A 13,735-nucleotide genomic window follows, 5' to 3' on the forward strand; every position below is an offset into this window, starting at 1 on the left:
TCACTTGGCGGACTCGTCGGTCGGGTCGTGCGGGTCATCGGGTTCGGTGGGGTCGTCGGGTCCGGCTGCGTGCCCCTGGAGTGCGGCGCGCACGAGGTCGTCGAGCGCCATGGCGTCGATGTCGGCGTCGGGTTCGGGATCCGACGGGGGCGCGGGGGTGTCCGGGGTGGCTGCGGTGAGGGCGAGGAGTTCTTCGAGCAGTCCGGTCTCGCGGAGCCGGTCCAGGGGCAGTCGGGCGAGCGCCGCGCGGATGCCGGCGTCCTCGGGGGACTCGTCGGGCGAGGCGGGCTCGGTGGGTGTGGTGGGGGCTGCGGGTGTGGGTGTCTCGGGGGTGAGGCGTTCGGTCAGGTGCCGGGCGAGTGCCAGCGGGGTGGGGTGGTCGAAGACGAGGGTGGCGGCGAGCGGCAGACCGGTGGCGGCGGTGAGCTGGTTGCGCAGCTCGACCGCGCCGAGGGAGTCGACGCCGAGGTCGCGGAAGAGGCGTTCGGCGCCGATGGCGGCCGGGTCGCGGTGGCCGAGGACAGTCGCGGACCGGGCCAGCACCAGGTCGAGGACGGCGTCGGTGCGGCGTGCCGGGGGCAGCTTGGCGAGCCGTTCCCGCAGGGCGGTGGCCGGTTCGGCCGTCCGCTCGGCGGCGCCCCGCGGCCGGTCGTGGCCGGGCAGGCCGCGCAGCAGGGGGCGGGGGCGTCCGGCGGCGGGTCCGGCGAACGCGCCCGGGGCCAGGCCCGCCACCAGGGCGGTCGGGTGGGGTTCCGTGACGAGCCGGCACAGCATCTCGGCGGCGAGCTCGGCGTCCATGGGCTCGATGCCGACGCGCCGCATGGCCTCCTCGGCGGCGGCTCCCCCGGCCATGCCGCCGCCTCCCCAGACGCCCCAGGCGATGGACGTGGCGGGCAGGCCGTCGGCCCGGCGTCGTTCGGCGAGCGCGTCCAGGACGGCGTTGGCGGCGGCGTAGTTGGCCTGGCCGGGGTTGCCGACGAGGGCGGTCGCCGAGGAGAACAGGGCGAAGACCTCCAGGTCGCTGTCGCGGGTGAGTTCGTCGAGGAGCAGTGCGGAGGCCGCCTTGGCGCGGAAGACGGTGCCGAACCGCTCGGGGGTGAGCCGGTCCAGCACGCCGTCGTCGACGACCCCGGCGGTGTGCACGACGGCCGTCAGCGGCAGGTCGTCCGGGATTCGGGCGAGCAGGCCGGTGAGCTGCTCCCGGTCGGCGACGTCGCACGCGGCGAGCGTGACGCGTGTGCCGAGGCCGGTCAGCTCGTCGCGCAGCGCGGCGGCTCCCGGTGCGTCGGGGCCGCGCCGTCCGGCGAGGAGGAGGTGCGGGGCACCGGCCTTGGCGAGGCGCCGCGCCACATGGGCGGCCAGGGCTCCGGTGCCGCCGGTGATCAGTGTGGTGCCGGTGGGCTGCCAGGCGGCGTCGGCGTCGGTGTCGCGGCCGTCGGCGGGTGCCGGGACGATCCGGCCCGCGAAGACGGTGCCGCCGCGGACGGCGACTTGGTCCTCACCGTACTCGCCGTCGTGCCCGGCGAGGACGGCGGTGAGGGCGTCGAGTTCGCGGGCGCCGGGCATGGCGGCCGGAAGGTCCACCAGGCCGCCCCAGCGGTCGGGGTACTCCAGCGCGGCGACCCGGCCCAGGCCCCAGACGGCGGCCTGCCGGGGAGCCGGGGCCGCGTCCGCCGCCCCGACCGTCACCGCACCGCGCGTGACGCACCACAGGGGCGCGGTCAGACCCGCGTCGCCGAGCGCCTGGACGAGGGCCGCGGTGCCGACGGTGCCCGAGGGTGCCCCGTCGTCGGCCGCACGGTCGTCCAGGGCGAGCAGCGACAGCACGCCCGCGAACCCGTCGCCGAACGCCCGTATCCGCGCGGCGAGTTCGGCGCGTTCCGTGCTGTCGACGCGCATCCGCACGACGCTCGTTCCGAGCCCGTCGAGGACCGCGTCCGTCCAGGCGTCGTCATCCGTCCTGGCGTCGTCGTCCGTCCTGGCGTCGCCTGTCCTGGCGTCGTCGGTGCCGGACGCGGGCAGTACCGCGAGCCAGGTGCCGGTGGCGCGGCGGGCCGGGAGGCCGGACAGCGGCTGCCACGCGACGCGGTACCGCCAGCCGTCCATGCGGGCCTCGGCGTCACGGCCACGCCGCCAGTCGAGCAGCGCGGGCAGCACCTTGGCCAGGGCGTCGTCATCGACGTCGAGACGGGCGCCGAGCTCGGCGAAGTCCTCCTCCTCGACCGCCGTCCAGAAGTCACCGTCCCCGCCCTGGACCGCCCGCCGAGCGGTGTGCTCGGGCCAGAACCGCTCATGCTGGAACGGATACGTCGGCACGTCGACGCGGCGCGCCCCGGTGCCGGCGAAGTACGCGTCCCAGTCCACGCCCAGCCCGGCGAGCCGCAGCCGGGCCACCGCGGTGCTCAGCGACTCGGCCTCCGCGTGGTCCCGGCGCAGCAGGGGCACCGCGAGCGCGGACGCGGCCTCTCCGGCGCCGGCCAGCCCGAGCAGCGCACCGCCCGGTCCGGCTTCCACCAGCACCGACACCTGACGTTCGGTCAGGGTGCGGACACCGTCGACGAACCGGACGGCCTCGCGCACGTGCCGGACCCAGTACGCGGGCGTCCCGAAGCCGTCGTCGGCTCCGGTGAGGCGTCCGGTCAGGTTGGAGACGACCGGGATCGCGGGCGCCCTGACGGTGAGACCGGTGATCTCCGCACGGAAGTCGTCCAGCATCGGGTCCATGTGCGGGGAGTGGAAGGCGTGGCTGACACGGAGGCGGCCGGTGCGGCGGCCCAGATCGGCGAAGTGGCCGACGATACGGAGCACGTCGGTCTCGTCGCCGGAGATGACGACCGCGTCGGGCCCGTTGACGGCCGCGAGCGACACGCGGTCGGTGAGCAGCGGCCGGATCTCGTCCTCGGTGGCCTGCACCGCGCTCATCGCGCCGCCCTCGGGCAGCCGGTCCATGAGGCGGGCCCGGGCGGCGACGAGTTGGCAGGCGTCGGCGAGCGGGAGCACGCCCGCGACATGGGCGGCGGCGATCTCGCCGACGGAGTGGCCGACGACGTAGTCCGGTGTGATCCCCCAGTGCTCCAGCAGCCGGAACAGCGCGACCTCGACGGCGAACAGCGCGGGTTGCGCCGTGCGGGTGCGGTCGAGGGCCCTCTCGTCGTCGCCCCACATCACGTCCCGCACGGCCGGGTCGACGTGCCCGAGCACCTCGTCGAGGGCGGCGCGGAAGGCCGGGTGGGTGGCGTACAGCTCGCGGCCCATGCCGAGGCGCTGGCTGCCCTGGCCGGGGAAGAGGAACGCGACCCGGCCGGGGCGGGGTACGTCCGCGCGCAGCACGCCGGGGGCGTCGGCGGTGCCGGACGGATCGGCGAGGGCGGCCAGGCCCGTCGTGAGGTCGTCGTGGCCGGTGACGGTGAGCGCGGCGCGGTGCTCGAACAGGGCGCGGCCGGTGGCCAGCGTGTACGCCAGGTCGGCGACGGCCGGGCGCGGTTCGGCGGTGACCCGGTGCAGCAGTCGGCGGGCCTGGTCACGCAGGGCGGCGGGGGTGCGGGCGGAGAGCACGACCGGCAGCGGGTGCCGTACGTGGTGCGGCGCGGGCTCCGTACTCGGCGCTGCGGGTGCCTGCTCCAGGACGACGTGGGCGTTGGTGCCGCTCGCGCCGAAGGAGGACACGCCGGCGCGGCGCGGTCGGCCGGTCTCCGGCCAGTCGGTGGTCTCGGTCAGCAGGTGTACGGCACCGGATGCCCAGTCGACGTGCGGGGACGGTGTGTCGGCGTGCAGGGTGCGCGGCAGCAGTCCGCTGTGCATCGCCTGCACCATCTTGATCACGCCCGCGACTCCGGAGGCGGCCTGGGTGTGGCCGAGGTTGGACTTCACCGAGCCGAGCAGCAGCGGCCGTTCACGGTCCTGGCCGTAGGTGGCGAGCAGGGCCTGGGCCTCGATCGGGTCGCCGAGGCTGGTGCCGGTGCCGTGGGCCTCGACGGCGTCGACGTCGGACGGGGTCAGTCCGGCGTTGGCCAGGGCCCGGCGGATGACGCGCTGTTGGGCGGGCCCGTTGGGCGCGGTGAGGCCGTTGGAGGCGCCGTCCTGGTTGATGGCCGTGCCGCGGACGACGGCGAGCACGGGGTGCCCGAGCCGTTCGGCGTCCGAGAGCCGTTCCACGACGAGCATGCCGACGCCCTCGGCCCAGCCGGTGCCGTCCGCGTCGGCGGAGAACGCCTTGCAGCGGCCGTCGGCGGACAGCGCGCCCTGCGCGGTGAACTCGACGAAGGCGACCGGCGTCGACATCACGGTCACACCCCCGGCCAGTGCCACGGTGCACTCCCCGGCGCGCAGCGCCTGCACGGCGAGGTGCAGCGCCGCCAGGGAGGAGGAGCAGGCCGTGTCGACGGAGACCGTGGGGCCTTGCAGCCCCAGCGTGTAGGCGACGCGGCCGGAGAGCAGGCTGCCGGACTGCGCGGTCTCCCAGCGGCCGAGGTCGTCCGGGAGCCGGTAGTCGCCGCTCGTGCCACCGATGAACACGCCCGCGTCGCCGCCGCGCAGCCCGCTCGGGTCGATACCGGCCCGCTCCAGCGCCTCCCAGGCGGCCTCCAGGACGAGCCGCTGCTGCGGGTCCATGACGAGGGCCTCGTTGGGTGAGATACCGAAGAAGCCGGGGTCGAAGTCGGCCGCGTCGGCGAGGAATCCACCGCGCCGGGTGATGCTGCCGCCCGGTCCGCCGGACAGCAGCCGGTCGAAGTCCCAGCCACGGTCGAGCGGCATGTCGCCGGTGGCGTCGGCCCCGGCGACGACGAGCTCCCACAGGTCCTCCGGGGAGCGTACGCCGCCGGGGTAGCGGCAGCTCATGCCGACGATGACGATCGGGTCGCCGGTCACCGGAACAGGGGCCGCGGGGGTGTCCGTCCGCTCGGACCGTTCGGTGCCGCCGAGGAGTTCGGTGAGCAGGTGGCGGGCGAGGTCGTCCGGGGTCGGGTGGTCGAAGACGGCCGTGGCGGGCACCGTGAGGCCGGTGGCGCGGGCCAGCTGGTCGCGCAGGTCGACGGCGGCGAGCGAGTCGAAGCCGAGGTCGCGGAAGGGGCGGTCGGGTTCGATGGCATCGGCTGCCGCCGTGTCGTGGCCGTGTCCGAGGACGAGGGCGCTCTTCTCCCGTACGAGGCACAGGAGTTGGTCGGCGCGTTCGGTCCCGGGAAGGGCGCGGAGCTCTGCGCGCAGGCGCGCGGCCGGGTCGTCGCCGGGTTCGCCGCCGGGTGCGGCGGCCAGCGCGTCGCGGGCCTCGGGCAGGGCCGCGAACAGGGCGGTGGAGGGGCCGCTCGCGGTGTGCGCGGGGGCGAACGCCGCCCAGTCGACGTCGGCGGCGGTCACGGCGGGCAGGCCGAGGCCGACGGCCCGGTCGAGGGCGGCGAGCGCGGTGTCCGGGGTGAGGGCGGGAAGCCCGCTGAGCCGCAGATGCCCGGCGAGGGAGGGCGCCACGGTGCCGGCCCAGGCGTTCCAGGCCACGGTCACGACGGCCCGGCCGCGCTCCCGGCCCCGCTCGGCCACGGCCTCCAGAGCGGCACCGGCGGCGGCCTCGGCGGCACGGCCCCGGGCACCCCAGGTGGCGGCGATCGACCCGAACAGGACGAAGGCGTCCAGCTCTCGGTCGGCGAGGAGTTCGTCCAGGGCGAGGACACCGGCGAGCGCGTCGTCGAGGGTGGCCCCGGCGGGTTCCTCCGCATGGACGACGGCGGTGAGCGCGGCGTTGTCCGGGCTGTCGAGGAGTGCGGTCAGGGCGGTGCGGTCGGCGATGTCGCAGGCGTGGACGGTGAGACGCGTCGTTTCCGTGGTGGTGTCGGCCAGGACGCGTTCGGCGGTGTCCGGGGCGGGCGCGCGCCCCACGAGCAGGACGTGGTGGGCGCCGCCGAGCACGGCGTGGCGGGCGACGGCCACGCCCATCGGGCCGGCGCCGACGACGAGCACGGTGCCTCGCGGCGTCCAGTCGGCGCCGTGAGCGTCCGGGCGTATGCGGGCGATGCGGCGGGCCCGCAAGCCGTCGGCGCGCAGAGCCAGTTCGCGTTCGCCCGAGGCCTGTCCGGCCGCGTCGGCGGCGAGGGTGAGCAGGGCGCCAAGCCGTGCGTCGGGCGCGGTGTCCAGGTCGAGCAGTCCGCCCCAGCGGCCGGCGTGTTCCAGTGCGGCGACACGTCCGGCGCCCCAGGCCGCGGCGGACGCCACGTCCGGCGCGGGGTCGGTGACGTCGGCCTTGACGCCCCGGTGGGTCGCGCACCACAGCGGTGCCGTGACGCCCGCCTCCGCCAGGAGGAGCAGGAGCCTGTCGGGGCCGTGGGCGCGCACCGCGCCCGGCAGGGCGAGGACACCGGTCGCTTCGGCGGTGACGTCGGCGAAGGTGTCGATGTCGGCCCGCTGAAGACGGTCGGCGCCCAGTGCCGCGACGGCGGCGTCGGCCCATGTCCCGTCCCCGTCGCCGGCCAGCAGGAGCCAGCGCCCGGTACCGGAGTCGGCGGGCACCGGAATCGGCACCCACTCGGCGCGGTAGAGCACGTCGTCCGCGGCGGCCCGGGCGCGGCGCCCGCGACGCCACGTCGCCAGGGCGGCCGTCGCCTCGGAGCCGAGGTCGGCGCCCAGGGTGGCGGCGAGCGCGTCGGGGTCGCCCGCTTCGACGGCCTGCCAGAACTCCGCCTCCACGGGGTCGGCCGGGGCCACGGGCGCGGTCTCGGGCCAGTAGCGGCGGTGCTGGAAGGCGTAGGTGGGCAGGTCGACGAGGCGGGCGCCGGTTCCGGCGAAGAAGCGCGCCCAGTCCACCGGGACACCGTCGGCGTGCAGCCGGGCGAGGGCGGTCAGCGCGACGGCCGGTTCGTCGCCGTCCCGGCGCAGCAGCGGCACCACGGGCGTGGTGTCGTCGAGTGAGGAACGTACGGCGCCGCAGAGCACGGCGTCCGGGCCGGCCTCGACGAACGCGCCGACGCCGGCGTCCCGCAGCGCGGCGACGCAGTCGGCGAACCGCACGGTCTCCCGGACCTGCCGCACCCAGTAGTCGGGGGTGCCCAGTTCGCCGTCCCCGGCGGGCCGGCCGGTGAGGTTGGAGACGACGGTGAGCGTCGGCGGATGGAACTCGATCCGGTCGAGCGCGGCCCGGAACTCGTCGAGCATCGGCTCCATCAGCGGCGAGTGGAAGGCGTGGCTGACGCGCAGGCGGGTGACCCGCGCGGGGTCGAGCCGGTCGAGGACGGCGTTCAGCGCGCTCTCCTCCCCGGACAGCACCACCGCGTCGGGCGCGTTGACGGCGGCGACCGCGACACCGTCGGCACCGGCACCGGCACCGCAATCGGCATCGGCATCGGCTTCGGCTTCGGCTTCGCCGAGCAGTGCGCGTACGTCCTCCTCGCGGGCCCGTACGGCGGCCATGGCGCCGCCGGGCGGCAGGGCGTCCATGAGCCGGGCGCGGGCCGCGACCAGGGCGCAGGCGTCGTCGAGGGTGAGGACGCCCGCGACGTGGGCGGCCGCGATCTCGCCGACGGAGTGCCCGGCGACGTACTCGGGTGTGACGCCCCAGGACTCCAGCAGCCTGAACAGCGCGACCTCCACGGCGAACAGGGCGGGCTGTGCCATGCCGGTGCGGTCGAGGGCGGCCGCGTCGTCGCCCCACATCAGCGGGCGCAGCGGTCGGCCGAGTTCCAGGTCGAGGCGGGCCAGTGCGGCGTCGAGAGCGTCGGCGAACACCGGGAAGCGGGCGTGCAGTTCGCGGCCCATGCCGAGGCGCTGGCTGCCCTGGCCGGAGAACAGGACGGCGAGCGGGCCGCGGCTGCCCCGGGCCCGGCCGCGTGCGACCTCGGTCGTGCCGTCGGGGCCGGCGAGCAGTACGGCGCGGTGCGGGAGGGCGGCGCGGGCCGTGGCCAGGGTGAGGGCCACATCGGCGGTGGTCCCGTTCAGGTCCGCGGTCCGCAGCCGGTCGAGTTGGGCGTCGAGTGCGGCGGCGGTGCGGGCGGAGACGACCCACGGCCACGGGGCCGCGACCTCGGGGACGCTCTCGCGCCCCTCCGCGACACCTTCGCGCCCGCCCTCAGCACCGTCGCGCCCGCTCTCGGCACCGTCGCGCCCGCCCTCAGCACCGTCGCGCCCGCTCTCGGCACCTTCGCGCCCGCCCTCAGCACCGTCGCGCCCGCTCTCGGCACCGTCGCGCCCGCCCTCGGTCGGCGCGGCCACCTCCGGCTCCTCGGGCGCCTGCTCCACGACGACGTGCGCGTTGGTGCCGCTCATGCCGAACGCGGACACACCGGCGCGGCGCGGGCCGTGGCGGGCGGGCCATGCGGTCGGCTCGGTGAGCAGGGTGAGGCCGCCGGGCGTCCAGCCGATGTGCGGGGAGGGCTCCTCGGCGTGCAGGGTGCGCGGCAGGACGCCGTGGCGCATGGCGAGGAGCATCTTGATGACGCCGGCGACACCGGCGGCGGCCTGGGTGTGACCGAGGTTGGACTTCACCGTGCCGAGCAGCAGGGGCTGTTCACGGTCTCGTCCGTAGGCGGCGAGCAGGGCCTCGGCCTCGATCGGGTCGCCGAGGGTGGTGCCGGTGCCGTGTGCCTCGACGGCCTGGACGTCGGTGGGCCTGAGGCCGGCATCGGCGAGGGCGTGCCGGATGACGCGCTGCTGGGAGGGCCCGTTGGGGGCGGTGAGCCCGTTGGAGGCGCCGTCCTGGTTGACGGCGGAGCCACGGACCACGCCGAGGACATGGTGTCCGTTGCGGCGGGCGTCGGAGAGCCGTTCGAGGACGAGGACGCCGACGCCTTCGGACCAGGAGGTGCCGTCGGCCGCGGCGGAGAACGCCTTGCAGCGGCCGTCGGAGGCGAGTCCGCCCTGGGTGCTGAACTCGACGAACGCGTCCGGTGCCGACATGACCGACACGCCGCCGGCCAGGGCGAGACCGCAGTCGCCGTCGCGCAGCGCCCGCACGGCCCAGTGCAGGGCGACGAGCGAGGCGGAGCAGGCGGTGTCGACGGTGACGGCCGGTCCTTCGAGGCCGAGGACGTAGGCCAGCCGGCCGGAGAGCACGCTGGCCGTGTTGCCGGTGGCGGCGTAGCCCTGGACGTCGGAGGTGCCGCGCCGCAGGACGGTGGCGTAGTCCTGGCCGTTGGTGCCGACGAACACGCCGGTGGGGGTGGCGCGCAGGCCGGTCGGGTCGATGCCGGCGCGTTCCAGGGCCTCCCAGGACGTTTCGAGCAGGAGCCGCTGTTGCGGGTCCATGGCGAGGGCCTCGCGAGGGCTGATGCCGAAGAAGTCGGCGTCGAAGTCGGCGACCGCGTCGAGGAATCCGCCCTCGCGGGTGGTGGAGGCGCCGTCGGCGAGCGCGGCGAGGTCCCAGCCGCGGTCGTCGGGGAACGGGCCGATGGCGTCGCGGCCGTCGGCGAGCAGCCGCCACAGGTCGTCGGGTCCGGTGACGCCGCCGGGGAAGCGGCAGCCGATGCCGACGACGGCGATCGGGTCGTCGGCGGCCGCCCGCGCCTGCGGCACCGGGTCCCCGGGGGTGGACTCGGCGGTGTCGCCGAGGAGTTCGCCGAGCAGGAAGCCGGCGAGGGCCCCCGGGGTGGGGTGGTCGTAGACCAGGGAGGCGGGCAGCGTGAGGCCGGTGGCGGTGGCGATGCCGTTGCGCAGTTCGAGGGTGGTCAGCGAGTCGAAGCCGAGGTCGCGGAAGGTCCAGTCGGCCTCGACGGTCCCCGGGTCGGCGTGGCCGAGGACGGCGGCGATACGTGCCCGCAGCACGTCGAGCAGCGTCCGGCCGCGTTCGGCGGGCGGCAGCGCGGCCAGCCGGGACCGCAGATCGTCCTCGCCCGGCTCACCCGGCCGTTCGTCGGCCGGGGCGGGTCCGGCGAGTTCGGTGAGCAGCGCGGCCGAGGCGGGCTGAAGGGCCGCGAGGCGGGGCCAGTCGACGTCGGCGACGGTGACGGCGGTGTCGCCGTGGGCGACGGCGTCCAGCAGGGCGTCGACGCCGGCTTCGGGGTCGAGCGGGGTGAGTCCGGCGCGGCGCAGCCGGCGGTCGATGTCCTCCCCGGCGGCCATGCCGGATCCGGCCCACGGTCCCCAGGCGATGGACGTGGCGGGCCGTCCGTCGGCGCGACGGCGGGCGGCGAGCGCGTCGAGCCGGGCGTTGGCGGCGGCGTAGTTGCCCTGTCCGGCGGCGCCGAGGACACCGGCGGTCGAGGAGTACAGCACGAACGCGGTCAGCGGCAGATCGCGGGTGAGGGCGTCGAGGTTCTCCGCGGCGGTGACCTTGGCACGCAGTACGGGCGTGAAGTCGTCCGGCGTGAGGGTGTCCAGGACACGGTCCTCGACGACTCCGGCCGCGTGCAGGACGGCGGTCAGCGGCGCGTCGGCGGGCAGCTCGGCGAGGACGGCGGCGAGCGCGTCGCGGTCGGCCGCGTCGCAGGCGGCCAGGGTGACGCGGGCGCCCAGCGCGGTCAGTTCGTCGCGCAGTTCGGCGGCGCCGGGCGCGTCGGGGCCGCGACGGCTGAGCAGCAGCAGGTGACCGGCTCCCTCGCGGGCGAGGCGGCGCGCGGCGTGGGCGCCGAGGGCGCCGGTGCCGCCGGTGATGAGGACGGTGCCGTGCGGGTCGGCGAGACCATGGCCCGATGTCGGCGGCGTCTCACGGTGCGGTGCCCGCACGAGCCTGCGGACGTACACGCCGGAGTCGCGTACGGCGGTTTCGGCGTCACCGCCGGCCAGCACGGCCCGCAGTCGGCGTCCCGCAGCGGCGTCGACCTGATCGGGCAGGTCCACCAGTCCGCCGAGGCGGCCCGGGTGTTCGAGGGCTGCGACGCGGCCCAGTCCCCACACCCCGGCCTGGGCGGGATCGCGCACGGGCTCGCCGGCTCCGAGGACGGAGACGGCGCCCCGGGTCACGCACCACAAGGGGGCGTCGAGTTCGGCGTCGCCGAGTGCCTGGCAGGCGGTGGCGGTGAGCGCGGCGGCGTCCTCGCCCGCGAGCGCGAGCAGGGACACCACGCCGCTGAACGGTCCGTCGAGGGCACGGAGTCGGCGGGCCGTCTGCTCGCGCCCGCCCGTGACGGTGACGCGTACGGCGTCCGTGCCCAGCGCGGTGAGGATGCTCTCGGCCCACTCGGAGTCGCCCGTGTCCTCGGGCAGCAGCGCCAGCCAGGTGCCGGTGAGGGTGGCCGTGGTGGGCTGGGCGGGCCGCCAGACGACGTGGTGGCGCAGGGCGTCGAGGCGGGCCCGGTCGTGGCGGCGGCGGCGCCAGGCGGCGAGGGCGGGCGTGAACGACCGGGCGGCGTCCGCGTCGACGCCGAGTTCGGCGGCGAGGGCGGTGGTGTCCTCGCGTTCGACGGCGGACCAGAACGCGGTGTCGGCGGGGTCGGCGGTGACCGCGGGTGTGCCGGTGCCGGGTTCGGGCCAGTAGCGCTGCCTCTGGAAGGCGTAGGTGGGCAGGTCGAGGTGATGGTCGGTCACGTCCGCGGCGGCGAGGAAGGCCGCCCAGTCCACGGTCACGCCGTGCACATGGGCGGCCGCGACGGCGGTGGTGAGCTGCGGGATCTCGGCTAGGGCCTGTGTCGAAAGTGGCGTCGTCCGCCCGGAGGGCGGGCCGGGCGGCGTCTGGTGCGTGCTCTCGGCGTGCCGGGCGGAAGCCCTCGTACTGGATGTACGTGGGCTTTCGCCCGGTGCGGCGAGAGTGCGTGCCAGGCGTCGCCCGGCAGGCGCCACTTTCGACACAGGCCCTAGGTCGCGGCGCAGCAGCGGTACGACGGCGGCGGACTCACCCGTGGTGGGGTCGTCGTCGAGGACGGCGCGGGCCATGCCGCTGAGGACGGCGTCGGGCCCGACCTCCAGGAAGGTCCCCACGCCACGCCCGGTCAGGGTCGTCACGGCGTCGGCGAACCGCACGGTGTCGCGGAGGTGCCGCACCCAGTGGTCGGGGGCGGCCAGTTCGTCGTCGGTGAGGACGTCACCGGTGCGGGTGGACACGAGCGGGAGCACGGCAGGTGCCGGCCGGATGCCCGTGACGGCCTCGGCGAACGCGTCGAGTACGGCGTCCATGCGGGGCGAGTGGAAGGCGTGGCTGACGCGCAGCCGGCGGGTACGACGGCCGCGGGCGGCGAGCGCGGCGGCGACGGCCTCGACGGCGTCCTCGTCTCCGGACAGGACCAGTGAGGCGGGCCCGTTGACGGCGGCGACGGACACCCGCGCGTCGAGCAGTGGGGTCACTTCGTCCTCGGTCGCCGTCACGGACACCATCGCGCCGCCCTCGGGCAGCCGGGCCATGAGGCGGGCGCGGGCGGCCACCAGGGCGCAGGCGTCGGCCAGTTCGAGGGCTCCGGCCGCGTGGGCGGCGGCGATCTCGCCGACGGAGTGCCCGGCGACGTAGTCGGGCGTGATGCCCCAGGACTCGACGAGGCGGTACAGCGCGACCTCGAAGGCGAACAGGGCGGGCTGCGTGTATCGGGTGTGGTCCAGCAGTGCGGCCTCGGGGGTGCCCTCGGACGCGAACATCACGTCCCGCAGCGGCACGTCGAGCCCGGTGTCGAGGTGGGCGAGGGCGGCGTCGAGCGCGTCGGCGAACACGGGGTGGTGGTCGTACAGTTCACGCCCCATGCCCGGGCGCTGGCCGCCCTGCCCGGTGAAGAGGAAGGCGACCCGTCCGCGTCCGGCGCCGGGTGTGGCCGGGCGGACCACGGCGGGGTCGGGCTGCCCGTCGACGAGCGCACGCAGGCCGCGCAGCAGGTCGTTCCGGTCGTTCGCGACCACGGCGGCGCGCCGCTCGAACGCCGAGCGGTGCAGGGCGAGGGCGGCGGCGAGGCGGTCGAGCGGCAGGTCGGGCCGGTCCTCGGCGAACGCGAGGAGGCGGGTGGCCTGGGCGCGCAGGGCGTCGTCACCGCGGGCGGAGAGCAGCACGGGCAGCGGACCGGCCGGCTCCACATCCTGGGAAGCGCCGGGCTGTCCGGCGTCGGGCGTGCCCTGACCCGGTGGTACGTCCTGGGGCGCGCCGACGTGCTCCGGGGCCTGTTCCAGGACCGTGTGGACGTTGGTGCCGCTGATGCCGAACGACGACACGGCGGCGCGCCGCGGCCGTCCCGTCCGAGGCCAGTCGGTGGTCTCGGTGAGCAGGCGCACCTCACCCGCGGACCAGTCGACGTGCGGGGACGGTGTGTCGGCGTGCAGGGTCGGCGGGAGGACGCCGTGCCGCAGCGCGGTGACCATCTTGATGACTCCGGCGACACCGGAGGCGGCCTGGCTGTGCCCGATGTTGGACTTCACCGAGCCGAGCAGCAGCGGCTGTTCGCGGTCCTGGCCGTAGGTGGCGAGCAGGGCCTGCGCCTCGATCGGGTCGCCGAGGGCGGTGCCGGTGCCGTGGCCCTCGACGGCGTCCACGTCGGCGGGCTCCAGGCGGGCGGTGGCGAGGGCGGCGCGGATGACGCGCTGCTGGGCGGGGCCGTTGGGCGCGGTGAGGCCGTTGGAGGCGCCGTCCTGGTTGACGGCGGAGCCCCGGACGACGGCCAGCACGGGGTGGCCGTGGCGGACGGCGTCGGAGAGCCGTTCCACGAGGACCATGCCGACGCCCTCGGCGAGCGCCATGCCGTCGGCGCCGTCGCCGTACGCCTTGCAGCGCCCGTCGGGGGCGAGGGCGCGCTGGCTGCTGAAGCCGATGAAGGTGTTCGGGGTGGCCATGAGGCTGACGCCGCCCGCGAGGGCGAGGTCGCTCTCGCCGCCACGGAGCGACTGGCAGGCCAGGTGCAGCGCGGTGAGGGAG

General features: G+C 76.4%; 1 protein-coding gene (only partly in view). It reads right to left on the reverse strand.

Annotated features, from left to right (window positions below):
* On the reverse strand, window positions 1-13,735 hold part of the coding region annotated (locus IE262_RS38820) for a type I polyketide synthase (RefSeq protein WP_189880327.1) (this coding region is incomplete at its 5' end). Its footprint extends 14,303 nt past the window's final position; 13,735 of 28,038 annotated nt are visible.

Source organism: Streptomyces bluensis (assembly GCF_014650715.1).
Lineage (GTDB): Bacteria > Actinomycetota > Actinomycetes > Streptomycetales > Streptomycetaceae > Streptomyces > Streptomyces bluensis.